Source organism: Streptomyces sp. NPDC041970, assembly GCF_055588985.1.
Genome location: NZ_JBVJCD010000016.1, coordinates 24,233 through 49,943, shown reverse-complemented (window position 1 = coordinate 49,943; position 25,711 = coordinate 24,233). Strand labels below are relative to the sequence as shown.

Below are 25,711 nucleotides of genomic sequence, written 5' to 3'. Positions count from 1 at the left end.
CGGTCTCGGACTGTCGGCACCGGCGCCTCGCCGGCGCCGGTGCCGCTCACGCCAGCTCGCACGGCGCGTAGGCGAACGCCTCGGCCGGCAACGGGACGCCGTACGTGCGCAGTTGGTGGGCGCGGGTGAGCACGGCGGCCCCTTCGAGCAGGTTGAGCGCGATCTGCACGACGGTCCGGCGCGCCGGGTCGGCCAGGAACGAGCCCGCCACCCACCGGTTGAACGCGCCCATCGCGGGACCGCACCAGATCTGGAAGTCCGCCCGCCGCGCCCCCTCCCCGGTGATCGCCCACCGGCTGGAACTGCCCAGGTACCAGCGGAACACCAGGGCCATGCGGTGCTTCGGGTCGGCCTCGGCGCGGCTGATCTCCGCGGGGTCGCGCTGCTGCCAGAAGGCCCGCGTGCGCCGCCACACCTCCTCGAACGGGGCGCGCAGCACGTCGCGTTCGAGCACCTCGCGCAGTGCGGGCGGGATCTCCTCCAGCGAGCCGTGGGCCCGGTATGCCGCGTGGAGGCGGCCGGCCCGCTGGGCGAACATCGTCCCCCGGCTGAGGACCTGCAGTCTCACGCCCAGCTCGAACATGTCGGCCGCCGGTGCCATCGCCACGTCGGAGACGTCCGCGTCGCAGAGCATCGCCTTGGCCTCGTCGGACAGGCCGGCCTCGGCGGCGGTCTGGTTCACCGAGCCGACGACCACGTAGGACGCGCCGAGCGCGAAGGCGGCGGCCACCGCGTCCGGTGTGCCGAGGCCCCCGGCCGCGCCGATCCGCACCGGCCGGTGGTAGCCGTACCGCCGCCCCAGCGCGTCGCGCAGGGCGGCGATCCGCGGCAGGAGGACCGGCAGCGGCCCGTTGTCGGTGTGCCCGCCGCTGTCCGCCTCCACGGTGACGTCCTCGGCCACCGGCACCAGGGCCGCCAGCTCCGCCTCCTCCCCGGTCAACTGCCCCTGGGCGACCAGGGGCCCCAGCAGGGCGGGCGGGGCGGGGGAGAGGAACCTCTCGGCCACCTCGGGCCGGGACACCTTGGCGAGTACGCGCGTACGCCGTACGACACCGCCGTCCGGCCCCCGCCGCAGCCCGCGGGCCGAGCACAGCACGACCGCCGGGGTCAGCTCCATGAACGCCGACGCGGAGATCCGGGGGACGCCGCAGCGCAGCAGCAGGGAGGCCACGCGCGACTCCAGCTCCGGTTCGGCCGGTGAGTGGATGAGGTTGACGCCCCAGTTCGCGCGGGGCCCCAGCTCACCGGCGAGCGTGTGGACGGCCCGCTCCACCTCGGCGTACCCCAGGCCCCCCGCCCCGAAGAAGCCGAGCATCTCCGCCCGCGCCATCTCCGCGACCATCCGCGTGGTCGCGATGCCGTTCGCCATCTCCCCGGCGACATAGGGGAAGCGGACGCCGTGCGCCTCGCAGAAGGTGCGACCGCCCAGCCACTCGGGGTACAGCGGCGGCAGCGTGCCGAGCACCGGACCGGCCGGCCGGGGGCCGGTCGCGATCCCCAGCTCGCGGCCGCCCGGCCCGCTGACGATGTGGACGGGCTCCCGGATCAGCCGGGCGCGGGCCGCGATGGCGGCGGGGGGACCGGGGGTGGCGAGAACGGGCACGGCAGGCTCCAACGGGCTGGAAGGTCAGACGGACGGGGAGGGCGCCGGTGTCCCGGACGGCCCGGCGGGGTCCGTGCCGCGCGGGGCCAGACCGGCGAGGAGGTAGTCGAGGCCGACCGGCGCGCAGGCGGCGGACGGCCCCAGCCGGGTCCTGACCCGCGTGTCGTCGAACCGCCGCCGGTGGGCGAGGTAGGCCGTCATGCCGGGGTAGAAGTCCAGCAGCGCCTCCAGCGCCGACCGGGGCTCGGGCCTGGCGGCGACCAGGTCGATACGGATCGGCGCCAGCCGTTCCAGGAGGGCCGCGACCGTGGGCACGGGCACATCGCGGTCATGGACGACGTGGTACGTGTCGACCCCGCCCGAGGGCGCCAGCCCGGCCAGCCGCACCATGACCTCGGCCGCGTGGTCCACCGGCAGCAGGTTCAGCCGGCCGTGCGGATGCCCCACCGCCCGCACGCGCGGTCCGCGCTCCCGCGCCCCGGCGGGACCGCCGGACGCGGACGCCCCACCGCCCGGCTCCGGGCCCGCGGCCCCGGCGGCACGGCACGCGTCGCGCAGGATGCGCTCGACGACCAGCAGCGGGTGGGCGGGCAGCTCGGGGTGCGGCGGCAGGTCCGTGACGAGGATGCTCGGCCGCAGCACCACGACCGGGCGGCCGTGCGCACGGGACCAGGCGTGGACCAGCAGCTCCGCCTCGTACTTGGACCGTTCGTAGGCGTTCTCGAAGCCGCGGGCGTCGTCCAGCTCGTCCTCGTACGCCACGCCGTCCCGCCGCGCCCCGGCCACGAACGCGGTGCTGACGTGGTGGACCAGGGGAGTCCGGCTCCCCGCGGCGGCCAGCTCCAGGACGTGCCGGGTCCCTTCCACGTTGGTCCGGCGCAGCTCGGGCAGGTCCTCCTCCAGGTTGATGCTGCCCGCGCTGTGCCAGATCGCTTCGAGGCCGTCGGCGAGCCGCTGGAAGGCCCGTCCGGACAACCCCAGTCGCGGCAGCGCCAGATCGGTCTCCACCACCCGCAGCCGGTGGGGGAGCGCGGCGGTGAACGCCCTTGCCGCGCCCGTCAGTTCGAAGAACCGGACGATGCGGCGCAGGGCGTCCCCCGACCCGGCGTGAGCCAGGACCGTCACGGAGGGGTGCGTGTCGAGCAGGCGGCGCAGCAGGCGCAGTCCGAGGAATCCGGTGGCGCCGGTGAGGGCGACGTGCACGAGCGCGGCTCCAAGGGCAGTGGGAGGAAAGGGCCCGCGACCGCGTGCTCGGAGGGCGGGGCCCGCCGATACGGCGACCGGGTGCGGGCGGACGGGAGGCCGCCGGCCGTCCCGCGACGCGGAGTGCCACCGGGGCACCGCGCACGGTCCGGCCCGTCCGGCGGGGTCCGGGGCGGCCGGTGTCCGTCGGGGGTTCCCCGGGCCCGAGGCCCCCGGCGCACGGCACACGATGGCAGACGGCGGGCGGGGCGCCGCCCCCGATTCCTCCCGCTCACCCGAACGAAGTACGCCGACCGCGACCGGCGCCGCGCCCGCCCCGCGCGGTGCCGGTATGACCGCAGGTCAGGCCCGTCCGGGACGGGCGGGGCGTGGGGCGACGGCCGAAGCGGTACGGGCGCGGCCCGAGCCCCGTCCTCCTTTCGGGGGAACCCGCCGGCCGGGCCCCCCGGCTCGTCCCGGCGGCCCCCGTCGCCGTCGGAGGCGGCCGGTGCCGAGGCGCCGCAGGCCCCCCACCGCACGGGAACCGGGGGCCGCGGGGAGCGGAGGCCGGGCGCGGCCGGCCGCCGCGGACCCGAGCGCACGCCCGGCCGCCCGGGCCGGTGCGGCGTGCCGTGCCGGACGGGACCGCCTCCGGCCGGGGGCATTCTGAGGGGTCCGCCGGTCCGGGCAGCGGTGCGCCGGGGCGGCCGGGCCACCCGGCCCAGGCGGCTCCCGCGTCCCCCGCCCTTCCGCCGGCGCGCCCGCCCCCGGCCCGAATCGGAGCCCGAAGCCCATGACCGACGCCGAGCAGTCCGCCCGCCCCGAACCGTCCAAACGCCCCGCCCCGTCCGTGCCCCCGCCCCGCCGCCACCCCACGCACGCGCTCGACCGCGCCTTCCTCGACCTGGAACGGCGTAGGCCCGACGTCCGCTGGGACGCCGGCGGCGTCGTCTGCCTCAGCGGTCCGCCGCCCACCCTGGCGGAGCTGCGCGCGTACGTGGGCTTCCGCCTCGACTCGCTGCCCCTGCTCACGAGCCGGGTCGAGGGCGGTCGGCGGTCCGGGTGGCGGCCGGACGCGGACTTCGCGGTCGACCGGCAGGTGCGCGAGGTGGTCGCCGACGGCCCCGATGGGTGGGACGCCGCCCTGGACACCGCGCTCAACTCCCCTCTCGCGCCCGGCGCGTACTGGGGGATCTGGCTGGTCCACGGCCACGCCCCCGACGCGTACGCCGTGTGCTACCGCTTCCTCCACGCCTGCCAGGACGGTTCGGCCGCCGCCATGACCTTCCGGGCCATGCTGGGCGAGGGCGAGCCGTCGGCCCGCCCGGTGCCGGGCCGGGCGCACTGGGCCGGGACGCCCCGCCGGGTGGGCGCGGCCCTCGGGCTGGCCGTGCGGTTCGCGGTCGGCGTCCTCGCCGTCCGCGGCCCCCGCCCGGACCCCGGTCCCGCCCCGTCCGGGGAGCGGCGGCTGTGGCGCGGGCGCGTGCCGGCGGACACCCTGCGCCGGATCGGCGCCGCGCGCGGCGGCTCGGCCCACGACGCGCATCTGGCCGCGCTCGCCGGGGCGTTGGCGCTGTGGTCGGCCCGTTCCGGCGTACGGCTGCCCCGCGTCACGGCCCTGCTGCCCGTCGACGCGCGCCGCCCCGAGGAGGACCAGACGTGGGGGAACCGCTGCTTCGCCCTGCCGCTGGAGCTGCCCGTGCACCCCGCACCGGAGCGCCCGGCCGGGTCCGGGGACGGGGACACGGCCCTGCGGCGACTGGACCAGGTCGTGGCGAGGACCCGGAAGCTGCGCGGCGCGGTGTGGCGGCAGGCCGTCCAGGACCTGGTCCGCTTCATGCCGGGCCGCCCCACCGCGTGGTATCTGCGCAGGATGCTCTCGCCCCGCGTCACCGACGTCATGGCCACCTCCATGCCGCTCGCCGAACGGGGGAGCCTGGGGGATACGCGGGTGACCGGCGCCGCCCTGCTGCCCCTGCTCGTTCCCGGCCACCTCTTCGGGGTGGGGCTGTCGTTCTTCGGCGACGGGGCCGAGGTGTCCTTCGTCGCCGACCGCGTCCTCCCGCTCGGGGAGTCGCTGCCGGAGCTGTGGGAGCGGGCCGTGGCCGAGCTGGCCGAGCGCACCGCCGCGGGGTGAGCCGGGCGGGTGCGCCGAGGGGGAGCGCGGGGCGCCGCCCGTTCGTCGCACGGGAGGTCGACGGCCCTGTGTGCCGCCCAGGAGGGCCGTGACCCGCGAACGGCGGTGATCGTTCTGTAGCCGCCGGGCGCTGACGCGGCGCCCGGACCCACACCCCTCGTGCAAGGAGCGCCCACCCATGACCCTTTCGCGTACCGTCCAGCGCACCGTCCTGACCGCGGTCCTCCTGTCCGCCTCCGCGCTGGCCGCCCCCTCCACCGCGCACGCCGCCCCGCTGCCGCCCGCGTGTCAGGAGGCGCTGCTGGAAACCCTGGACAAGTTCCCCGTCGTGGACTTCACGGTCCCCGACAAGGTCAAGAACACCGCGTTGGGCGAGGCCATGGGACTGAGCGATGCCGAACAGGCGGCCTTCACCGAGGCGGCGTGCGCGGCATGGAACACCTGGGCGACCGAGAACGGCCAGGCGGTCGCCACGGACCTGGACACCCGCTACCGCAACGCGGCCGGGCCCGCGTGCAACAAGTTCGCCAAGTCGTCCCTGGCGACGATCAAGAAGTACGCCCCGAACGTGCCGGCCGCGACGCGGGAGCTGGAGAAGGTGGCGAAGAAGATCTGGGTCGACACCATGGAGACGCTGTCCGTGGAGGCCACCGCCGCCGAGTGCCGTACGGCCTACAACGCGGTGAAGGCCGGCTGGTAGACGCGCCCGGCCCGCCGCGCACCCGCACGGCGGTGGGGGGGGGGGGGGGGGGGGGGGGGGGGGGGGGGGGGGGGGGGGGGGGAGGGGGGTGGGGGGGGGGGGGGAGGGGGGGGGGGAGAGGGGTNNNNGGGTGTAGCCCCCCCCCCCCCCCCCCCCCCCCCCCCCCCCCCCCCCCCCCCCCCCTCCCCCCCCCCCCCCCCCCCCCCCCCCCCGGGGCGACCGTCTGTTCGGAGCCCTACGCGGGGTCGCCGAGGAACGCCGCGATCTCCTCCGGGCCGGGCCGGTACCCGTGCGAGGTGTCCACGGTCAGCGTCGGGACGTCGAGCGAGATGGGCGCGAAGCGCTCGTACGAGAACGTCCCCGCGTCGATCGCGTCGAGCAGCTCCTGGTCGGCGTGGGCGGCCCGGTGCGCGGAGTCCTGGGCGCGTTGGACGATCCTCGCCCGTGCGACGGCCGATGGCGCCGTGCAGCGCACGACGCGGATGCGCGCGATCGCGGCGAGGGGTTCCAGACCGCCCCGCCACAGCCTGTCCTGGAAGGCCGCTTCGGCGACCACGGTCGTCCCCGCCGCGAGCAGGGACGTCAGCACGTCGAAGAAGACGGCGAGCGTCCGGTGGTCGAGCGGGTCGTCACCGCCGCCGCGGCGGCCGGGCGTGGCCAGGACCATCCCCTGCTTGATCTCGTCCCGGACGATCGCGGGACAGCCCAGCTCCTCCGCGACCTTCCGGGCCAGCGTCGTCTTGCCGGTTCCCGGCGGTCCGCTGACGACGACCAGGGTGGGGAGGCTCGCGGGGGCAGGGGCGTACGGCACGGAGGGATCCCTCGTTCGTTCGATCGGTCGTGGCTCACCTGCCCCCGAGGGGGCCCGGTGGCCGGGGCCGGGCCGGTCCGGCACCGGCCGTGTACCGACATTGCGGCCCGGACGTGAGGAAGGGCGGCTACTTCAGCGGCTTCGCCGGCTGTCGGCCCGCCGCGGGCGCGAAGCCGGGCTCGATGAGATCGAAGACCTCCTCCACCGCGGCCGGCGGGTTCTCGGCGTTCCGGGCCAGGGAGCAGGCGTCCAGGGTGAAGCGGGCGAGCGCACGACAGGCGGTGGCGGACGTGGGTGCCTCGGGGTCCGAGGCGATGGCGGAGACGAGGGCCTGCTCGTGCCGCGCCTGCATGTGGGAGGCGTAGCCGCGCAGCGCGGCCGAGCTTTCGACGAGGGTCCAGAACGAGAGGGATTTCGGTGTCGAGAACCATCGGGCGGCGTTGAGCGCCTCGGTGCGCAGCGCGTCGAGCAGTGACTGATCGGGGCTCCGGTTCGCCACGGCGCCGACCAGGCGTTCTTCGTGGTGTTCGTCCTGGTCGAAGACCAGGGCCTCCTTGGAGGCGAAGTGTGCGAACACGGTGGTCACGGCGACGTCCGCTTCCTCTGCCACGTCGCGCATACCCACCTCGTCATAGCCGTGTTCCACGAAGAGGCGCAGCGCGACCTCCGCGATGTGGTTCCGCGTCGCCGCCTTCTTGCGCTCCCGGCGCCCCGCCTTCGAATCCATCAGACCAGGATAGCAAAGGCTAACGCGTTACGAATTCCTAACACGTTAGTGTTACGGTTCCCGTATGACCGCCACTGACGTCCTCATCCTGGGAGCCGGCCCGACCGGCCTGATCACCGCTGCGACCTTGGCCCGCAAGGGGGTGAAGGTGCGCATCGTCGATGCTCGACCCGAGCCGCAGACCGGGAGTCGGGGCAAGGGCGTCCAGCCGCGCACGCTCGAACTCCTGGACGGCTTCGGTGTGGCAGGGCGCTTGCTCGCCGCCGGACGGACGCGCCTGGTGATCCGGTACGTGGACCCCGACGGCGGCGTGCACGAGCACGACATGACCAAGGGCGTCGAGCCGACACCGACCACACCGTTCGCCCGCCCGGTGGTACTGCCGCAGTGGCGACTGGAGGAATCCCTGCGCGACCTGCTCGCGGGGTACGGCGCCAGGATCGAGTTCGGCACGAGCCTGGTCGGCATGAGGCCCGGCGATGACGACGTCACCGTCGACCTCTCCTCGGGCGAGCGCGTGCGTACCGGGTGGCTGGTCGGCGCGGACGGCGGGTCCAGCACCGTCCGCAAGCTCGCGGGCGTGTCGTTCCTCGGGGTGACCCGCGAGGAACAGCAGATGCTGCTCGGGGACTTCCGGCTCGACGGCGTCGACCGCGACTGGTGGCACGCCCGTCGCCGATCCGGTGGTCAGCGCCTGTCGCTGGTGCCGCTGCCCGCGACTGATGCGTTCGTGCTCCAGGCCGAGATCGACGAGAGCGACGGCGACGTCGAGCCGACCCTCGCCACCTACCAGGCTCTCGTCGACGACGCCTACGGCCGCGGAGTCGTCACGCTCCGCGAAGCCCTGTGGACCTCGCGCTGGCGCTACAACGAGCGGATGGTCGACCGCTACCGCATCGGACGCGTCCTCCTCGCCGGAGACGCCGCCCACGTCCACGCACCCGCAGGCGCCCAGGGCATGAACACCGGCATCCACGACGGGATCAACCTCGGGTGGAAGCTGGCCTCGGTCCTCAACGGCGCGCCCGAGCCGCTGCTGGACACCTACGAGCAGGAACGGCTGCCGATGGCCGCAGCCGCGCTGGGCCTTTCCAGGGAACTGCTGACGCGCTTCGCGCGGTTCGAGGACTCCGACCTCGATGCGATGTCCGGCATGGGGATCACCTACCGTGGCGGCCCGCTCAGCCCACGCTGGGACGGCGCCGGCCCCCACCCGGGCGACCGCAGCCCCGACGCACTCTGCTCCTGGCCCGACGGGCGCCCGGTGCGCCTGTTCGAGCTGCAACGCGGCGGCGACTGGACGCTCTACCGGTTCGGCGCCGGCCCGCTGCCCGACGTCGCCGGGGTCAACGCCTACTCGATCGGCTCCGACCTGCTCGACCCGCACGCCGCGGCAGGGGCGGCGTATCAGGCTCACGACGACGAACTCGTCCTGGTCCGTCCGGACGGACACGTCGGACTGCGCACCCGGGACGCGGCCGCCGTCACCGCGTACCTGGCCGCCGTGACGGCAGGCTGAGCGGGAACCCGGTCACTGCGACCCGAGAGGCGGAAGACGACGACTTCGGATGAGGACAGCCGCCCTGTAGCGGACCGCGAGTTTCTCGTATCGGGGAGCGAAGGCGCGGTTCCTCCTGCGGTGGTCGACCGGGTCGAAGCTCGGTGGCCGGCCGCCACGGGGGCCGAGCTCGCGGGGGTCGCGTGCCTGGTCGGCCTTGTCGGGGGTGGCGCGGCGGCGCAGATAGGCGCGGTTCTTGCCGCTTCGGTGCATCAGTCCGTCGTTCTCGACCTGTCGAGCGCGGGCGACGAGGTCGCCGTGCGATGTCGGCGCGGTCCAGCGGTGCCGTCGACCTGGTAGGCGAGCTCGAGGTCGGCGGTGCCCGCGCCGCCGACGAGGTCCTCAATGATGCGGTCGACTTCGCGGTGCCGACCGGTCTGCTGGTGTCGCAGAAGGCCCGCGCCGTGCCTGGTCCTAGTAAAGCGTGCGTTCGAGGTAAAGCGTGCGTTCGAGCGTGAGGGGCGATGGTTTGCGTGGTCGGTTTTTGGCCCCGATTCATTGACGCCGAAACAGTTGTCATCGGGAAAGAAAGGACCGCCCGAGATCCTGATTCGGGATGAACCGGTCGAGAATGACGTCTCGTTCTCACACGTTTACGCATTTCTGTTCGGGGACGCACTCGTGCCGCGTGAAGGACCCGTGGCAGCGTGTGGTGCTCCGGTGACTGCAGAGGTCACCGTTTCTTCGTATCCCGTGGGGGGATCGCATGGTTTCGCGTGTTTCCGGCACACCGTTTCGGCGTGCCCGTACTTCTCCCAGAGGCACTTTGACGGCTGCCTTGGTCGTGACAGCGCTGGGCGCCTCCGCGCTCCCGGCGCTGGCCGCACCGGGCACCCCGGCTCCGGCCCCGGTCTCGGCATGGGGCTCGTACGGGCCGAAGGCGGAGATCCCACCGGTGCGGGTCGGTTCCAACAAGCCGACCGGCAATGAGGTGGAGGCGGCGCCCTCGCAGGAGAAGACCGCCTGGCTGGAGAAGGAGAGAGAGCGGGCCGAGACGGGCGTTCCGCACGCGCCGGTCCGGCAGGCCGCCCGCGGGTCGGCGGCCGACGCGTTATCGGCGTACGTCCCGGAGGGGCAGGGGTCGGTGCCCTGGCACCAGATCTCCGACTTCCGCGTCACCGATGCGCTGGTGGCCCGCGTGAACCACTCCAACGGCAACCTGATGCTGGCGGGCACGGACTTCGAGATCGCCGGGGTCGGGCAGAAACTGCGGCTGGCCCGTACCTACAACTCGCTGGACGCCCCGTGGGGCAAGGTGTCGCAGCGGTGGTGGCAGGAGTACGAGCGCTACCTGAACCTGTCGAACGCGGACGAGGTCGTCCTGTACGACGCCACCGGGGCGACGGTCCGCTTCGCCAAGGAGGCCGGCGGGGCGCTGACCACCCCGAAGGGCTACTCGAAGGACCTGAGGAAGAACGCGGACGGCACGTACACGCTGACCGACCGCAAGTCGGGCTCCAAGGACACCTACGACGAGCACGGCACGCTGACGAAGGTGACCGACAAGAACAACGGAGCCATCACCGTCGCCCAGCACGACGAGGTTTCGGAACACAAAGGGTTCAAGCTCACCGAGACCCGCTCGGGGCGGTGGGTGGACCTGGTCAAGACCTACCCGAACCAGTGGCAGGCCAAGGACCACACCGGCCGTACCGCCGTCTTCGACCTCAACCCGGCCGGCGACCTGGCGAAGACGACGGACACCGAGGGCAAGTCCACCGTCTTCGGCTACGACCCCTCGCGCCGCCTGACGAAGATCACCACCCCCGAGGGGCGGGTCACGGTCTTCACCTACGACGCCCACAACCGCGTCACCTCGATGCTCCGGGCCACCGAACTGAACGGCGCCGGCCACACCGGCCCGACCTGGACCTACGCCTATTCCGCCACCTCCCCCTCGGCAGCCGGCCGGACGACCGTCACCGACCCGGAGCAGCAGTCCACGAAGTACGACCACGACGCGGACGGCCTGGTCACGAAGGTCACCGACGCGCTGGAGCAGTCGCGGTCCAAGAAGTACGACGCCAACCGCAACGTGGAGGAGGCCACCGACGCCATGGGCGTCGGCGGCGTGGGCGGCAACGTCACCACCTACGGGTGGGACTCCCGCAACAACCCCACCGGCTCGACTCTGCCCACCGGGGCCACCGCGAGCGTGACCGGGTACCAGACGATCGCGGGAGCCGACCTCCCAGGAAGCCTGACGACGGCGGACGACGAGAAGACCAACTACACCTACGACACGGCGGGCAACACCAAATCCGTCGCCGTCGAGGGCGCAAGTGGCGGCAACCAGTCCTTCGACTACAACCCCGCCACCCCCACGTGTGGTGGCTTCGAAGGCCAAGTCTGCAAGGTCACCACGAAGATGACCGCGTCGAAGTCGGTCTCCACCACGTTCACCTACGACGCCCGCGGCAACCTGAAGACGGTCAAGGCCCCAGCCCCGCTGGGCACGACCACCTACACCTACGACGACCTGGGCCGGGTCTCCTTCGCCCAGGACGCCCGCGGCATCACCATCACCTACGACTACGACCACCGCGACCGGGTCAAGAAGGTCGACTCCTCCAACTACCTGGACGTCACCTACGAGTACGACGGCGACGGCAACCTCATCCAGCGCTCGGACAAGACGGGTGTGGTGCGGTATGCCTTCGATCCGCTCTCCCGTGAGACCGTCCGCACACTCCAGGACGGGTCGCAGGCGGTGCTGGCCTACACGCCGGCGGGCAACGTCGACACCTACGAGGACCCGGCGGGCCTGACCGACTACACCTGGGACAAGGTCAACAAGCTCGCCGAGCTGAAGGACCCCCAGGGCAAGGCCACGACGTACGCGTACAACAAGAACGGCATCCGGACCAGGACCACCTATCCCGGCAGCACCGTCCAGGAAGTCACCCCGGACAAGTCCGGCCGCCCGGAGAAGATCAAGGCCACCAGCCCCAAGGGCACTCTGGTCGACCTGGCCTACACCTACGCCCGCCAGGACGGTCAGGACGGCGGCAAGATCCGCACCACGACGGACGCGGTCGCCGGCACGAAGACGAGCTACGCGTACGACAGCGCCGGCCGTTTCTCGTACGCGGCTGAGAACAAGGGCGCGACGCCGACCTCCTCCTGGCAGTACTGCTACGACCTCGCGGGGAACCTCACCTCCCAGGGCGTGGACAAGGGCTGCCCGCGCGGCACCACCTACACGATCAACGACGCCCAGCAGATCACCGCGAAGGACGGCTCCACGGTCGGCTGGTCCTACGACCGGATCGGCAACGAGACCGCAGGGGCGTCGACTCCCGAGGACGCCCGCACCGGGGTCAAGTGGAGCGACTACTCGCAGATGACGTCGATCACTACCGGAGGCCAGACATACGCGGGCCGGTACGGCTCCACCGACCAGTCCGAGCGCGTCAAGCTGGGCGACACCTTCTTCCACAACGGCCCGCTCGGTCTCTCCGCGACCTCAACGGCCGGTGTGGACACGGGATTCAACCGCGAACCCGGGGGCACCCTGAACTCCATGACCCGCGGGGGGAAGAACCACTACTACCTGACCGACGCCCTCGGCTCGGTGGTCGCCCTGGCCGACGAGTCCGGTGCCAAGGTCAACACGTACGCGTACAGCCCGCGCGGCGTTCAGCGCGCCGGCACGAGTGAGCAGGCCCCGCAGCCGTACCGCTTCGCCGGCGGCTACCAGGACCCCACCGGGCTCTACCACTTCGCGGCCCGCTACTACGACCCCAACCTCGGCCGCTTCACCACCCCCGACCCCTCCGGCCAGGAGAAGAACCCCTACCTCTACGCCGCAGGCGACCCCGTCAACAACATCGACCCTTCAGGTCTCGGATGGCTGCAAAAGGCAGGAGACTTCCTGAGTGATCACGAGAATAAGGTGGGAGCCGCTGTCGGCTGCATCAGTGGCCTCGGTGCCGCAGCCGAAACGGGAATCATCCAGACGGCAAGCGTTCTCGGTGGCCCAGTCGGAACGGTAGGCGCGGTAGCTGCCAGTTGCGCGGTTGGTGGCGCAATGGGCTATGCCGGCATGGACATCGTCAGCTACGGATGAGTGTGGGATGGCACCGATAGCTCGTCAGCCCACAAGCTCTGTCGGGGGGGGGGGGGGGGGGGGGGGGGGGGGGGGGGGGGGGGGGGGGGGGGGGGGGGGGGGGGGGGGGGGGGGGGGGGGGGGGGGGGGGTACGGTCCCCCCCCCCCCCCCCCCCCCCCCCCCCCCCCCCCCCCCCCCCCCCCCCCCCCCCCCCCCCCCCCCCCCCCCCCCCCCCCCCCCCCGACAGAGCTCGCGCGAGGGCGAGAGGGCGTGGACAGATTCCGGCAAGAAGGCATGACGGATATCGAGTGTGGAGGTTGCATATGAACGATAAAAGCAAGCTACAAGTATTTTCTGTCGTGTGCGTTGTGATATCTATCGCGGCTTTGGTGGCCGGCGTACAGACAGGTGATGAGATGTATCTGTTCTTGGGAGGCATGGGACTGCTGGGGGTGGCTCTGCTGGCCTTCGCGGTGGTACGGAGGGGGAGGGGTAGTTCTTGATCGGCGAGATACGACAGTCATGAATCGGTGATCGCCCTGGCCGACGAAGCGGGCACGAGGGCCAACACCTACGCGTACAGTCCTCGCGGCGTCGAGCGTGCCACCACCACGGAGCAGATCCCGCAGCCGTACCGCTTCGCCGGCGGGTGCCAGAACCCCACCCGGGCTCTACCACTTCGCGGCCCGCTACTACGACCCCAACCTCGGCCGATTCACCACCCCAGACCCCTGCACCGGCACAACCGCCCCGACGAGGGACTCGGACGGTCCCAGGGCGGCATGACCTCCAAGATCCACCTCGCCGGCGAAGGCGGCTGTCGCCCCATGGCGCTTCTGAGTACTCCAGGTCAGTGGGGTGATGCCCCGCAGATGATCGAGGTCTTGGACCGGATTCGAGTCCCCCGCCCGCTGGGCGGGCGGCCCCGGACCCGGCCCGAACACGTCAGCGGCGACAAGGCTTACAGCTCCCGCCGCAATCGCCGCTCCGTGCGAAAGACGCCGCATCGGCACACGATCCCCGCACCGAAGGACCAGCGGACCAACCGCCGCCGCACAGGCAGCGCGGGCGGCAGACCCGCCGGCTTCGATCGCGGCCACTACCGACGCCGCAACGAGGTCGAGCGGACCATCAACCGACTCAGGAACTCCCGTGCGGTCGCCACCCGTTACGACAAGAGGGTCTACGTCTTCCACGGCGCAGTCACCGCAGCGGCAGTCCACTTGTGGCTCCGCCCGTGATCCGCCGGACAGCGCCCAGGGCGGAGCGCATCGCGAGCCCCCGTCCCTCCCCGCTCGGACGGAGAGGGGCCGGCCTGGCGGCCGGTCAGGCCGCCGTCGAGGTCATGCGCCGCACCCCGGCGTACTGGAGCGAGGCGTACACCGCCACGATCAGCGCGCCGATCAGCAGGAACACCACCCCGAAGCCGGTGAGCGGCAGGAAGCCGGCGAAGGCCGTCACGGCGCAGCCCGCCGAGCACAGGGCGTTCACCGCGACGACGGTCCTGGCCGGTGCGGGTGGGATCACCGGGCGGCCGGCGACCAGGGCGAGGACGACCGCGCCGCCGATCTGGAAGATCCCGAACGCCACGGTGAAGGCCACCGGCATCCCGGTGGCGGAACCGAGCGGGCCGGCGGCGGCGGCCATCGCGACGCCCATGACGGCGGTGCTCACGCTGTCGACGCGCAGCACCAGGCGCAGGAACCGGGCGGCGTCCCGTACGGGGGCGGTCGCGACGGCGGGAGAGGTCGCAGAGGTCATCACGGGCTCCTCCAAGGCGGGGATGGGGGTGGTGGGCAGACGCCACCGTGGCACGGGCCCAGCCGCGACATCCATGACCTCCGAGGTCATGGAACCGGTGTGGAAGGGTGGAGTGATGGACTCCCAGGACCCGCCCCGCATAGGCCAGTTGCTCCGTGAGTGGCGACGGCGCCGCAAGCTCAGCCAGCTCGACCTGGCTCTGAGGGCCGACTCCTCGACCCGGCACCTCTCGTATGTGGAGACGGGCCGGGCCCGCCCCAGCCGGGAGATGGTCCTGCGGCTCGCCGACCACCTCGACATCCCCCTGCGGGACCGCAACGGCCTCCTGCTGGCCGCCGGTTACGCCCCCGCCTACCGGGAGTCCCCGCTCGACAGCGCACGGATGGCGATGGTGCGGTCAGCGGTGCGGGCGATGCTGGCGGGCCACGAGCCCTACCCGGCCGCCGCGATCGACCGCATGTGGTCCATCGTCGACCGCAACGACGCCATGTCCCTCCTGCTCGACTCCGTGCCGTCCCGTCTGACGGAGTCCGGCGGCAACGTCATGCGCCTGATCCTCCACCCGGAGGGACTGGCCCCCCGCTGCCTGAACTTCCCCCAGGTGCGCGCCCACGCGCTGGGCCGGCTGGAACACCAGGTCAACGCCACCGGCCACCGCGATCTGCGCGAGCTGTACGAGGAGGTGTCGGCCTACCCGCCGCCGGTCCCCGACCCGAGCCTCGCCGCCGGCCCCGGTGCGGATCCCGGCCCGGTGGACCCGACCGGCATCGTCGTACCGCTGCGCATCCGCACCCCTCTCGGCGACATGGCGTTCTTCAGCACGATCGCCACGTTCGGAGCCCCCGCCGACGTCACGCTGTCGGAGCTGGCGGTGGAGTCGTTCTTCCCGATGGACGAGCGGACCGACGCCCTGCTGCACACCCTCGCGGCGATGAACGGGGAGGGCCGGACGACCGCCTGACCGGGCCGGGCGCGCCGCGCCTCCGTGCACCGGCCGGCGGGCACCGCATACCCCAGGGGTGCAGGGCGCTGCGCGCCCGCCCCGCCGCCCTCATCGTTTGACTTCATACCCCCAGGGGGTATCGTCGGGGGTGTGGCCGCGATCGGGCGGCCCCGACGAGGGAGTGGGTCATGAACACCGGTCTCAAGGTCACCGCCTTCGCCGCCGCGCTCGCGGCGACCTTCGGGTCCGCGTACGCGGTGGGCGACGTCCTGGACCCCGCGGTCGCCCCGGCGGAGTCGTCCCCGCACGACGACGGCCACAGCGCGACGGAGGGCCCCGCGATGGAGGGGCGTCAGCCGGAGAAGGGGGCGGCGGAACCGCCGGGCGGGCTCCAGGTCGCGGAAGGGGGCTTCGCCCTCGACCTCGCGACACCGCGCGTCGAGGCGGGCCGGGCCACCGAGCTGCGCTTCACCGTGGTGAACGAGGCCACGTCCCGTGCGGTGACGGCGTTCCGCCGGGAGCACGGCAAGGAGCTGCACCTGATCGTGGCCTCCCGCGACCTGACCACGTACCGGCATCTGCACCCGGTCCGGGCGGCCGACGGCACGTGGTCCGCCCCCGTCGAGCTGCCCGAGGCGGGCGGTTACCGGGTCTTCGCCGACTTCACCCCGGACGTGGAGAACGCCGAGAACCTCACCCTCGGCGCGGACCTCTCCGCCTCCGGCGACGCCCGGCCCGAGCCGCTGCCGCGCGCCGCGCGGACGGTGACCGTCGACGGGTACGAGGTGACGCTCGACGGGGCCCTCCGCCCCGGAGCGGGCAGCCAGTTGAAGCTCGGCGTGGAGAAGGGCGGCAGGCCCGTCACCGACCTCCAGCCGTACCTCGGCGCGTACGGGCACCTCGTCGCCCTGCGCTCCGGAGACCTCGCCTATCTGCACGTCCACCCGAACGGCGAGCCGGGCGACGGCCGGACGAAGCCGGGGCCGGAGATCTCCTTCACCGCGACGGCCCCCAGCACCGGGGCCTACCGCCTCTTCCTCGACTTCCGCCACGAGGGGAAGGTCCGCACCGCCGCCTTCACCCTCCACGCCGGAGAGCCCGCCGCCGGGAAGGCCACCCCCGAAGGCGGGCACGGGCACTGACCGCCCGCCACGCCTTCGGCGGGCGCGGGCGGCGCTCGCGCGTGGCGGAACCATAACGATCGGCGCACGGGCGGCGCGGGCCCCGGTCGCCCTCGAAGGGGGCCGCCCGGCCCGCGGGGGGTCGACTTCCCTGGTTCCGGGGCCGGTACGCGGACCGCGCGCCGTGCCCCGCGGGCGCGGCGTGCGGCGAGGCCGCGGTCCCGCGCGAGACGGAGGAGGAGGGGGAGGTTGACGACGGCGGACCCTGGCTTAGGCTAGCCTAACCTTCACTCGCTCGTTCAAACCTGAGGACCCTCCATGCTCGGCTTCACTCGCGTGCGTCGCCACACCCTCGCCGCCTCGGCCACCGCCGTCGCCCTCGCCGTCGTCCTGGTCGGCTGCTCCTCGGACGGCGACGGCGGCAAGGAGGGGGGCGGGGACGCCGCGAAGGGCGGCGCCTTCCCCGTCTCGATCAAGAGCTCGCTCGGCACCGCGAAGATCGAGGAGAAGCCGCAGCGCATCGTCACCCTCGGCCAGGGCTCCGCCGAGACGGCGATAGCCCTCGGCCAGACCCCGGTCGGCATCGAGAGCTACCCCTGGGGCAGCGACAAGTCCGGCTACCTCCCCTGGATCAACGAGGCCGTGAAGAAGTCCGGCGACAAGCTGCCCAAGCAGTTCACGGGCGGCGAGGAGATCGACTTCGAGGCCATCACCGAGCTGGAGCCGGACGTCATCCTCGCCCCCTGGTCGGGCATCACGCAGAAGCAGTACGACGTCCTCAAGGACATCGCCCCCACGGTCGCCTACCCCGACCAGGCGTGGAGCACCGACTGGGACCAGCAGATCGACATCATCGGCAAGGCCCTCGGCCGGACCGAGGACGCGAACGGCCTGAAGACGAAGATCGAGAAGCAGCTCGCCGACGCCGCGGCCACCCGGCCGAACTACAAGGACGTCACCTTCTCGTACATCTACAACTCCGGCCCCGGCACCCTCGGCGTCTTCAAGCCCGAGGAGCAGCGCGTCAAGATGGTCTCCTCGCTCGGCCTCAAGGTCGACCCGGTCGTGAGTACCTTCAAGGAGACCCCCGGCACCGACTCCGCCCTCATCGGCCTGGAGAACGCCGAGAAGCTCAAGGACAGCGACCTCATCTTCACGTTCTACACGGACGCGAAGAACCGCAAGGAGATCGAGGGCCAGAAGCTGTACGCCGAGATCCCCGCGGTCAAGAAGGGCGCCGTCGTCGCGAGCAACGACAACTCCTTCGTCACCGCCTCCTCGATCATCAACCCGCTGACCGTGCCGTGGACGATCGAGCGCTACCTGCCGATCATCGACGAGGCCGTCAAGACCGCCGGCAAGTAACCCCGGCCGGGTACCCGCACCCCCGAGGCCACAGGGCACACTGCACTCTCATGGCAACCACCACGGTCGCACCGACGAGCGGCGCCGGCACCCCCCGTACCGGCGCCGCGCGGTCGGCGTTCCTCCTGCTCGCCGGGGCGGCGGCGCTCGCCCTCGCCCTCTGCGCGAGCGTCATGTTCGGCAGTCGCAGCACCTCGTTCGGCGATGTCCTGGACGTCCTGCGGGGCAGCGCCGACGCCAACGTCGCCGTCATCGTCGAGAGCCGCTACCCCAGGACCGCCCTCGGTGTTCTGGCCGGGCTCTGCCTCGCGGTCGCGGGCACCCTCATGCAGGGCGTCTCGCGCAACCCGCTGGCCGAACCGGGCCTCCTCGGCATCAACGCCGGAGCCTCCGCGAGCATCGTCGCCGCCACGGCCTGGTTCGGGGCCTCCGGCGCCGCTGACACCATGTGGTGGGCGCTGCCCGGCGCGCTGGTCGCGGGCGTGCTCGTCCACGTCATCGGCTCCGCCGGCACGGGGTCCAGCGTCGTGCGCCTGGTGCTCGCGGGGGCCGTCCTCACCGCCGTGCTGATGGCGTTCATCCAGGCGGTGACCCTCAGCAAACCGCAGGTGTTCGACAGCTACCGCTACTGGGTCGTCGGAGCGCTCGGCGGACGGGACTTCGACGTCTTCTGGTCCGTCCTCCCCTTCGCCGTCGCGGGCTTCCTCCTCGCCCTCGCCCTCGGCCCCGGCCTCAACGCCCTGGCGCTCGGGGACGCCACCGCCGTCGCCCTCGGCTCCCACCCCGGCCGCACCCGCGGCGGCGGACTCCTCGCCGCGACGCTGCTCAGCGCCGCCGCGACCGCCGCCGTCGGCCCCATCGCCTTCGTCGGCCTCGCCGTCCCCCACGTCGTCCGGGCCCTGGTCGGCGTCGACTTCCGCGCCCAGATCCTGTTCTCCGCCCTGCTGGGGCCCACCCTCCTGCTCCTCGCGGACGTGGTGGGACGGGTCGTCATGCGCCCCACCGAACTCATGGTCGGCGTCGTGACCGCCTTCGTCGGCGCGCCCGCGCTGCTCATCGCCGTACGCAGAATGAGGGGCGCCTCGTGAACACCGCAGCCCGGCGGACCCCCGCCGCCAAGGCCCCCCGCGGCTACCTGGTCATCGGCCGCACCGTGGCGATCCCGATGCGCCGGGCCCCCCTGCTCGCGGGGGCCGCACTCCTCGTCCTGCTCGTCGCGGCGGCCGTCACGACGCTGACCTGGGGACGCCTCGGCATCGACCCGGCCGACCTGCCCGCCGCCCTGCTCGGGGACGCCGAGGGCAAGGACCGCTTCGTCTTCAACCGGCTGCGCGGCCCCCGCCTCACCGTCGCGATCGGCGTCGGCGCGGCGCTCGGCCTCTCCGGCGCCCTGTTCCAGTCCGTCACCCGCAACCCGCTCGGCAGCCCCGACGTCATCGGGCTGTCCGCGGGAGCCGGCGCGGGCGCGGCGATCTGCGCCCTCATGTTCCCCGACACGGTCCCGGTCGCCGTCGGCGCGCTCCTCGGCGCGGTCGCCGCGATGGCCCTCGTGTACGTCTCCACCGGCACCGGCTTCCGCAACCCCGCCCGGCTGGTCATCGCCGGAATCGGGGTCGCCGCGATGGGCGCGGCCGTCACCCAGTACGTCGTCTACGCCCTGGAGCGCGACAAGGCCTCCGTCCTCACCGCGTACGTCAACGGCAGCCTCACCGCCCGCTCCTGGACCGACGCCACCACCATCTGGCTGGTCCTGCTGGCGGTCGCCCCGCTGACCGCGCTCATCTCCCGGCGGCTCGACATCGGCGAGATGGGCGACGACATCGCCGAAGGGCTCGGCTCCGAGCCGAAGAAGGCCAAGACCCTGGCCGTGCTCCTGGCCATCGCGCTCTCCGCCGCGGCCGTCAGCGTCTCCGGCCCCATCGCCTTCATCGCCCTGACCGCGCCCCAGATCGCCAAGCGCCTCACCCGCGCCTCGGGGCCGCACCTGCTGCTCTCCGCCCTGACCGGCGGCCTGCTGCTGGTCCTGGCCGACCTCTGCTCCCAGCAACTGCCCCTCTTCGACGACCTGCCGGTCGGGATCTACACCATGGCTATCGGCGGCGCCTACCTCGGCTATCTGCTGGTACGGGAGTGGCGCAAGGGCCTGCTGTAGCCGCGGTCCGGTGCGGTCCCGGCGGCCGTTCCCGGCCGGGCCGGCGGGTGCGCGCGGCGCTCCGGGACGGACACGCAGGGCGACCGGGAGGGTGACGACTGGTCACGTACAGGTTCGTGGACCATACTGCCCGCCGTGGAGCAGAGCATAGAGTCCAACAAGAAGCCCGAGTTCGCCGCAGGCACCGACCCGGCGTTCATCCCCCTGCCCGGACTGGCGGCGCCCGCCGCGTCCCGCACGCCCGATCCGGAACCGGAGGCCGCTGCCGCAGCGGAGCCCGAGGCCGGCCCGGTCGTGGACGCGGAGACCGACGCCCCGACGGCGGCCTCCGCGGGTCCGGCTCCGGCTGCGGACGCCGACGCGGAAGCGGAGGGGGCCGGCGGCGAGGAGGGCCCCGTCTTCGAGGTCGGCGACCGCCGCGGCTCGATCCGGGCGGCCCGCGAAGGCGTCCGGTTCCGGCTGGACGACCAGGAGGCCGACTTCGACTGGGACGAGATCGGGGCGGTGGAGATCACCCCGGCCCGGTTCGGCCGCAGGTTCACCGTGACCGTGCACCTGTCGAGCCGCCGGTGGTTCAACGCCGAGGTCGAGGCCGGGAGCCGCAGCGAGCTGAAGCGCTGGCCGGCCGAGTTGGAGGCCGTCCTGGACGTCTACTTCGAGGAGTCCTGACGCGGCGCACGGCCTCGGGCGGACGGGGCCGCGACCGGCGAGAACGCCGAGACGGGGGCCCCGGCCGCCCCGGCGCCGTCCAGCGGTGCGGCCGGGCCCGGCCGCCGGGGCCGACCGCGCGGGCCCGCCGGGTCCAGCCCGGCGGTGCGGGTCAGCGGCGGCGGCCCCGGACGCGCGCCACCACGTACCAGGCCAGCGCGACGACGGCCAGGGCCAGCACGACCTTGGACAGGACGCCGACATACGTCCCGACCACGTCCCACTGGTCCCCGAGCCAGTAGCCGGCGAGCACCAGCACGCTGTTCCACACCAGGCTGCCCGCCGTCGTCAACGCGACGAACACCGGCAGCGGCATCCGCTCCACGCCCGCCGGCACGGAGATCAGGCTCCGGAAGACCGGCACCATGCGGCCCAGCAGGACCGCCTTGGTGCCGTGCCGGGCGAACCACTCCTCCGTCCGCACCAGGTCGGACGGCTTGACCAGCGGCAGCCTCCCCCAGAGGGCGTGCACCCGCTCCCGGCCGAAGGCGGCTCCGATGCCGTACAGCGCGAGCGCGCCGACGAGCGAGCCCAGCGTCGTCCAGAACAGGGCGGAGGCCAGGCTGAGCACGCCCCGCGACGCGGCGAACCCCGTCAGCGGCAGGATGACCTCGCTCGGCAGCGGCGGGAACAGGTTCTCCAGCGCGATGGCCAGCCCCGCGCCGGGGCCGCCCAACGTCTCGACCAGCCCGACGGCCCAGCCCACGAGTCCGCCCTGCGGTTCCGCCCCGGCGGCGGACGGTACGAGATGCATGAGGGCTCTCCGGGATCGGTTCGGTGACGAGCGGGGGCGGGCGCGCCCGGTGCGCCCATGATCTCCCAGGACGGGTTCCGGCCGACCGGGCGGGTGGAGGCGGCGGGGCCGGTCCGTCCCCGACTCCGACGGACCTCTCTTGGAGGCTTCTGCGCGTTGCGCGCCGTCAGCAAACAAAATCGAGCAGGGCCCGGTCGACGGGGGCGGGCGGGGAACGGCCGCCGCCGTGGCTGTGCGACGCTTACCGCTGTCCGGTCACGGGCGACGAACAGGACCTTCCGCGGGATGCGGTGCGAGGACGGCGGCGGAGAGAGCCGGCCGCGGGTGAGAGGCGGCACGGGCGACACGGACGGGCTCTTCGCCGTGTCGCTGGTACGCCGAACGGGTGAGGGACGAGAGGATTGCCCGATGAACAGTGAGCGCAGCCGGCGCGAACCCAACCGGATGACGGACGGGGTGGCCCTGTGAGCAGGTACGACCGGTACGACAGATACGACGCCACCGACGAACAGTGGGAGGGGCTCGCCCAGGTCGTACCCCTGCGCGGCCGCGACGAGTGGCCGTCCCGCATCGACCACCGCACCGTCCCCGACGAGCGCGCCGCCGAACAGCGCCGACTCGTCGTGCTGCGGGTGCAGGTCTTCGCGGACGCCCGCGAGGTGGCGGAGTACCTGGTGGCCCAGGTCCCGGTGCTGCTCGACCTGACGGCGGCCGAATCGGACGTGGCCAAGCGGATCCTCGACTTCAGCAGTGGCGTGGTCTTCGGGCTCGGCAGCGGGATGCACCGCGTCGACCGCAACGTCTTCCTGCTCGCGCCGGCCGGCATGGAGGTCGAAGGGGTCACCCCCGCCGGTCTCGCCCAGTCCTAGGACGCGGCGGCCGGGGGCGGCGACCGACACGGTCCGCCCCCGGCCGCCCGCCGTCCCCCCGACGGCCGGGCAGGCTCGGCACGGCGGGGCGGGCGCCTGTCCGGTGGTGATCCACGGGGTCAGGGGAGGCCGGGGTGTGCGCGGTGGTAGACCTGTGCGGTGGCAGAAAACGATGTGGCGGAACTCCAACGGCGGTTGGCCGCGTTCGCGGCGGCACGGGACTGGGGCCGTTACCACACCCCCAAGAACCTGGCGGCCGCTCTGAGCGTCGAGGCCTCCGAACTCCTGGAGATCTTCCAGTGGCTGACGCCCGAGGAGTCGTCCAGGGTCATGGAGGACCCGGCGGCGGCCCATCGGGTCGCCGACGAGGTCGCCGACGTGCTGGCCTATCTCCTCCAGTTCTGCGAGGTGTTGGGCGTCGACCCGGTGGCGGCTCTGACGGCCAAGATGGAACGGAACGAGAGTCGCTTCCCCGTCCCGAGCGCTCCCGATCAACCGCATCGTCACTCTTCGGAGTGAGGAAGTTGTCCACAGTCGACTTAGTGTCCACAGATTTCCGAATTCCTCTGGCCTTACGGTGCTGTCTACCTCACTGTGGGTAATGAATGAGGTGAGCGGGTTTTCGTACGGACGGGGGAAGCATGGAAGCGGAGCGACTCATCGAGACGGGGCGGCGGGCTCTGGCGGACAGCCGGGGCGCGCTGGACGTGATGGCGGAGGCCTGGCAGGCCCAGGCCCTCGCCCGAGCGGTCGGCAGCCGGCTGGCGCTGTGCGGCCCGATCGAGTTACGGGGAGAGGCGCGGGCCCTCGGTGAGATCGGCGGCGGGTGCTCGGCGCTGGACCATCCGAAGGTGTTCTCCGGTGGCGCCAGGGCCGGCCAGATGTCCGGGATCGCCGATGTGGGCACGACGCTGGCGGAGTTGGCGCTGCTGCTGGGCGAGGCCGGGATCGCGCTCGTCGGAGTGGCCTGCGACACGGGGGAGGACGGCCTGTACTGGCAGTGCATCGAAGCCATGGACGCGGCCGACGAATCGCTGGACCGCGTCCACGGGATGCTCAAACGGCTGGCCGATCGGGATCGGGAGCGCGACAGCCCCTACGGCGGCATACGCGGCCCCGCCCCCACGGCGGCGGGGCCCTGAAGGGCCGCGGGGGCGGGGAGGGCGGTCGGCCGGGTTGCCGAGAGGGACCCGGCGGGGGAGGGGCAGGATGGAGGCATGGACCTTCGCATCTTCACCGAGCCCCAGCAGGGGGCCGACTACGACACACTGCTCACCGTCGCCAGGGCCACCGAGGACCTGGGCTTCGACGCCTTCTACCGATCGGACCACTACCTCCGGATGGGTTCCGGCGACGGGCTGCCCGGACCGACCGACGCCTGGATCACGCTGGCCGGACTGGCGCGCGAGACCCGGCGGATCCGCCTCGGCACGTTGATGACCGCCGGCACGTTCCGGCTTCCGGGCGTGCTGGCCATCCAGGTGGCCCAGGTCGACCAGATGTCCGGGGGCCGGGTCGAGCTGGGGCTGGGGGCGGGCTGGTTCGAGGAGGAGCACAAGGCCTACGGCATCCCCTTCCCGAAGGAGAAGTTCGGCCGCTTGGCGGAGCAGCTCGCGATCGTCACCGGCCTGTGGGCGACGGAGGTCGGCAAGACGTTCAGCTACGACGGCACGTACTACCAGCTCACCGACTCGCCCGCGCTCCCGAAGCCCGCCCAGGCCAAGGTGCCCGTCCTGATCGGCGGCCACGGCGCGGTCCGCACCCCGCGGCTCGCCGCGCAGTACGCGGACGAGTTCAACATCCCGTTCGCCTCGCTGGAGGACAGCGAGAAGCAGTTCGGCCGGGTCCGGGCCGCGGCGCAGGCGCTGGGGCGCGCGCCGGACGAGCTGGTGTACTCCAACGCGCTGGTCGTCTGCGCGGGCAAGGACGACGCGGAGGTGGCCCGACGGGCGGCGGCCATCGGCCGGGACGTGGAGGAACTGAAGGCGAACGGACTGGCGGGCTCGCCCGCCGAGGTCGTCGACAAGATCGGCCGGTACGCGGAGATCGGCTCGTCCCGGATCTACCTCCAGGTCCTGGACCTGGCCGATCTGGACCATCTGGAACTGATCTCCTCGCGGATCCAGTCCCAGTTGACCTGACCTGACCTGACCTGACCTGACCTGACGCGAGCTGATCGACCAGGGGCTCGGGCGGGAGGGGCCGAGCGACGGGGCCGGCTTCCATCGGCCCCGCGACACCGGTCCGGCGTGCCCCACCCGTCCGACGGCGTGGGCTGGGAGAAGGAGGACGGCGTGAGCACCGGCTGTACGCTCGCCGACGCGCTGGCCGCCGGGCCGGTGCTCCTGGACGGCGGGCTCTCGCAGCAGTTGGAGGCACAGGGCTGCGACCTGTCCGACGCGCTGTGGTCGGCCCGGCTGCTGGCCGACGCGCCGGAGCAGATCGCGGCCGCGCACCTGGCCTACCTCCGGGCGGGGGCGCAGGTGCTCATCACGGCCAGTTACCAGGCCACCTTCGAGGGGTTCGCCCGCCGGGGGATCGACCGGGCCGGGACCGGGACGCTGCTCGCCCGCAGCGTGGGCCTGGCCCGGAGCGCCGTCGAGGCGGTGCGCCGGGCGGACCCGGAGCGGGAGGGGTGGGTCGCCGCGTCGGTCGGCCCGTACGGGGCGATGCTCGCGGACGGCAGCGAGTACCGGGGGCGGTACGGGCTCAGCGCGCGGGAGTTGCGGCGCTTCCACCGCCCCCGCGTGGCGGCGCTCGCCGAGGCGGGGCCCGACGCCCTGGCGCTGGAGACGGTGCCGGACGTGGACGAGGCCGAAGCGCTGGTCGCGGTGGCCGAGGAGACGGGGCTGCCGTTCTGGCTCTCGTACAGCGTGGCGGGCGGCCGGACCCGTGCGGGGCAGCCGCTGGACGAGGCCTTCGCGGTCGCCGCCGGGCGGCGGTCGGTCCTGGCCGTCGGGGTCAACTGCTGCGCGCCGGACGAGGTGGAGGGGGCCGTGGAGCAGGCCGTGGTCGTGACGGGCCGACCCGCCGTCGCCTACCCGAACAGCGGAGAGGGCTGGGACGCCGGCGGAAGGGGGTGGACCGGGCGCGGCACCTTCGATCCGGGGCGGGCGCGGGCCTGGACGCGGGCCGGGGCCCGGCTCGTCGGAGGCTGCTGCCGGGTGGGACCGGACCGGATCGCGGAGCTGGCCGGACGGATGGAGCCTTGACGACGGGCCAGGGGCGTCGGGCGGCGCGGGCGGCGAATGGCGGACGGGCGGCGTCGGGC

21 protein-coding genes and 2 pseudogenes are annotated in these 25,711 nt (G+C 73.3%); 17 read left to right on the top strand and 6 right to left on the bottom strand.

Annotation, left to right across the window (positions count from 1 at the left end; genetic code table 11):
• Positions 1–46: 46 nt before the first annotated feature.
• Both ACZ6EJ_RS11420 and ACZ6EJ_RS11415 read right to left on the bottom strand, forming a co-directional pair.
• Positions 47–1,603, bottom strand: coding sequence for a PfaD family polyunsaturated fatty acid/polyketide biosynthesis protein (locus tag ACZ6EJ_RS11420; RefSeq protein ID WP_469266356.1), 1,557 nt, complete (start codon positions 1,601–1,603; stop codon positions 47–49).
• Positions 1,604–1,627: 24 nt separating this feature from the next.
• On the bottom strand, positions 1,628–2,806 hold the full coding sequence (locus tag ACZ6EJ_RS11415) for an SDR family oxidoreductase (protein ID WP_469266354.1): 1,179 nt from the start codon (positions 2,804–2,806) through the stop codon (positions 1,628–1,630).
• 772 nt (positions 2,807–3,578) lie between these two features.
• Here ACZ6EJ_RS11415 and ACZ6EJ_RS11410 point away from each other — a divergent pair.
• Both ACZ6EJ_RS11410 and ACZ6EJ_RS11405 read left to right on the top strand, forming a co-directional pair.
• A complete protein-coding gene (locus tag ACZ6EJ_RS11410; protein ID WP_469266353.1) occupies positions 3,579–4,922 on the top strand; it encodes a hypothetical protein in 1,344 nt (447 codons plus the stop codon).
• 178 nt (positions 4,923–5,100) lie between these two features.
• The gene (locus ACZ6EJ_RS11405; RefSeq protein WP_469266351.1) at positions 5,101–5,622 is read left to right on the top strand and encodes a hypothetical protein; all 522 of its coding nucleotides are present in this window, start codon (positions 5,101–5,103) and stop codon (positions 5,620–5,622) included.
• 235 nt (positions 5,623–5,857) lie between these two features.
• Here ACZ6EJ_RS11405 and ACZ6EJ_RS11400 read toward each other — a convergent pair whose 3' ends face one another.
• Together ACZ6EJ_RS11400 and ACZ6EJ_RS11395 are read right to left on the bottom strand one after the other, a co-directional pair.
• The gene (locus ACZ6EJ_RS11400) at positions 5,858–6,433 is read right to left on the bottom strand and encodes a P-loop nucleotide/nucleoside kinase family protein (RefSeq protein WP_469266350.1); all 576 of its coding nucleotides are present in this window, start codon (positions 6,431–6,433) and stop codon (positions 5,858–5,860) included.
• A gap of 127 nt (positions 6,434–6,560) precedes the next feature.
• Positions 6,561–7,160, bottom strand: coding sequence for a TetR/AcrR family transcriptional regulator (locus ACZ6EJ_RS11395; RefSeq protein WP_469266349.1), 600 nt, complete (start codon positions 7,158–7,160; stop codon positions 6,561–6,563).
• A 64-nt stretch (positions 7,161–7,224) separates the two neighbouring features.
• Between ACZ6EJ_RS11395 and ACZ6EJ_RS11390 the strand changes: the two genes are divergently transcribed.
• The 4 genes and pseudogenes from ACZ6EJ_RS11390 to ACZ6EJ_RS11375 form a co-directional block, all read left to right on the top strand.
• A complete protein-coding gene (locus tag ACZ6EJ_RS11390; protein ID WP_469266347.1) occupies positions 7,225–8,679 on the top strand; it encodes an FAD-dependent monooxygenase in 1,455 nt (484 codons plus the stop codon).
• An 823-nt stretch (positions 8,680–9,502) separates the two neighbouring features.
• A complete protein-coding gene (locus ACZ6EJ_RS11385) occupies positions 9,503–12,787 on the top strand; it encodes an RHS repeat-associated core domain-containing protein (RefSeq protein ID WP_469266420.1) in 3,285 nt (1,094 codons plus the stop codon).
• Between the two features lie 495 nt (positions 12,788–13,282).
• Positions 13,283–13,499: pseudogene (locus tag ACZ6EJ_RS11380) on the top strand (RHS repeat-associated core domain-containing protein); the annotation flags it as partial.
• Positions 13,499–14,008: pseudogene (locus ACZ6EJ_RS11375) on the top strand (IS5 family transposase); the annotation flags it as partial. The pseudogenes ACZ6EJ_RS11380 and ACZ6EJ_RS11375, both read left to right, overlap by 1 nt.
• Positions 14,009–14,093: 85 nt before the next feature.
• Here the strand turns inward: ACZ6EJ_RS11375 and ACZ6EJ_RS11370 are convergent.
• Positions 14,094–14,528: a hypothetical protein gene (locus ACZ6EJ_RS11370; RefSeq protein WP_469266345.1), complete on the bottom strand. Its 435-nt coding sequence runs from the start codon at positions 14,526–14,528 to the stop codon at positions 14,094–14,096.
• 115 nt (positions 14,529–14,643) lie between these two features.
• Between ACZ6EJ_RS11370 and ACZ6EJ_RS11365 the strand changes: the two genes are divergently transcribed.
• The 6 genes from ACZ6EJ_RS11365 to ACZ6EJ_RS11340 all read left to right on the top strand — a co-directional run bounded on the left by ACZ6EJ_RS11365 (position 14,644) and on the right by ACZ6EJ_RS11340 (position 20,778).
• On the top strand, positions 14,644–15,489 hold the full coding sequence (locus tag ACZ6EJ_RS11365) for a helix-turn-helix domain-containing protein (RefSeq protein ID WP_469266418.1): 846 nt from the start codon (positions 14,644–14,646) through the stop codon (positions 15,487–15,489).
• A gap of 170 nt (positions 15,490–15,659) precedes the next feature.
• Positions 15,660–16,613, top strand: a complete 954-nt coding sequence (locus tag ACZ6EJ_RS11360) for a hypothetical protein (protein ID WP_469266343.1) — start codon at positions 15,660–15,662, stop codon at positions 16,611–16,613.
• 297 nt (positions 16,614–16,910) lie between these two features.
• Entirely contained in the window at positions 16,911–17,957 is a 1,047-nt protein-coding gene (locus tag ACZ6EJ_RS11355) for an iron-siderophore ABC transporter substrate-binding protein (RefSeq protein WP_469266342.1), read from the top strand.
• A 50-nt stretch (positions 17,958–18,007) separates the two neighbouring features.
• Entirely contained in the window at positions 18,008–19,045 is a 1,038-nt protein-coding gene (locus ACZ6EJ_RS11350) for a FecCD family ABC transporter permease (RefSeq protein WP_469266340.1), read from the top strand.
• Complete coding sequence (locus tag ACZ6EJ_RS11345; protein WP_469266339.1) at positions 19,042–20,109, top strand: FecCD family ABC transporter permease; 1,068 nt, start codon at positions 19,042–19,044, stop codon at positions 20,107–20,109. Before ACZ6EJ_RS11350 ends, ACZ6EJ_RS11345 begins: the two co-directional genes overlap by 4 nt.
• A 135-nt stretch (positions 20,110–20,244) precedes the next feature.
• Positions 20,245–20,778, top strand: a complete 534-nt coding sequence (locus ACZ6EJ_RS11340; protein WP_469266337.1) for a hypothetical protein — start codon at positions 20,245–20,247, stop codon at positions 20,776–20,778.
• A gap of 151 nt (positions 20,779–20,929) precedes the next feature.
• Here ACZ6EJ_RS11340 and ACZ6EJ_RS11335 read toward each other — a convergent pair whose 3' ends face one another.
• A complete protein-coding gene (locus ACZ6EJ_RS11335) occupies positions 20,930–21,571 on the bottom strand; it encodes a DedA family protein (protein WP_469266336.1) in 642 nt (213 codons plus the stop codon).
• Between the two features lie 464 nt (positions 21,572–22,035).
• Here ACZ6EJ_RS11335 and ACZ6EJ_RS11330 point away from each other — a divergent pair, with 464 nt between their 5' ends.
• From ACZ6EJ_RS11330 to mmuM, 5 genes are all read left to right on the top strand, one after another.
• Positions 22,036–22,440, top strand: coding sequence for a cell division protein SepF (locus ACZ6EJ_RS11330; protein ID WP_469266334.1), 405 nt, complete (start codon positions 22,036–22,038; stop codon positions 22,438–22,440).
• Positions 22,441–22,599: 159 nt separating this feature from the next.
• The gene (locus tag ACZ6EJ_RS11325; RefSeq protein WP_469266332.1) at positions 22,600–22,959 is read left to right on the top strand and encodes a nucleotide pyrophosphohydrolase; all 360 of its coding nucleotides are present in this window, start codon (positions 22,600–22,602) and stop codon (positions 22,957–22,959) included.
• Positions 22,960–23,081: 122 nt separating this feature from the next.
• Positions 23,082–23,582, top strand: coding sequence for a DUF6099 family protein (locus ACZ6EJ_RS11320; protein ID WP_469266331.1), 501 nt, complete (start codon positions 23,082–23,084; stop codon positions 23,580–23,582).
• A 75-nt stretch (positions 23,583–23,657) separates the two neighbouring features.
• Positions 23,658–24,581: an LLM class F420-dependent oxidoreductase gene (locus tag ACZ6EJ_RS11315; RefSeq protein ID WP_469266329.1), complete on the top strand. Its 924-nt coding sequence runs from the start codon at positions 23,658–23,660 to the stop codon at positions 24,579–24,581.
• Between the two features lie 153 nt (positions 24,582–24,734).
• Positions 24,735–25,652, top strand: coding sequence for a homocysteine S-methyltransferase (mmuM, locus tag ACZ6EJ_RS11310; RefSeq protein ID WP_469266328.1), 918 nt, complete (start codon positions 24,735–24,737; stop codon positions 25,650–25,652).
• The last annotated feature ends 59 nt before the right edge of the window (positions 25,653–25,711 follow it).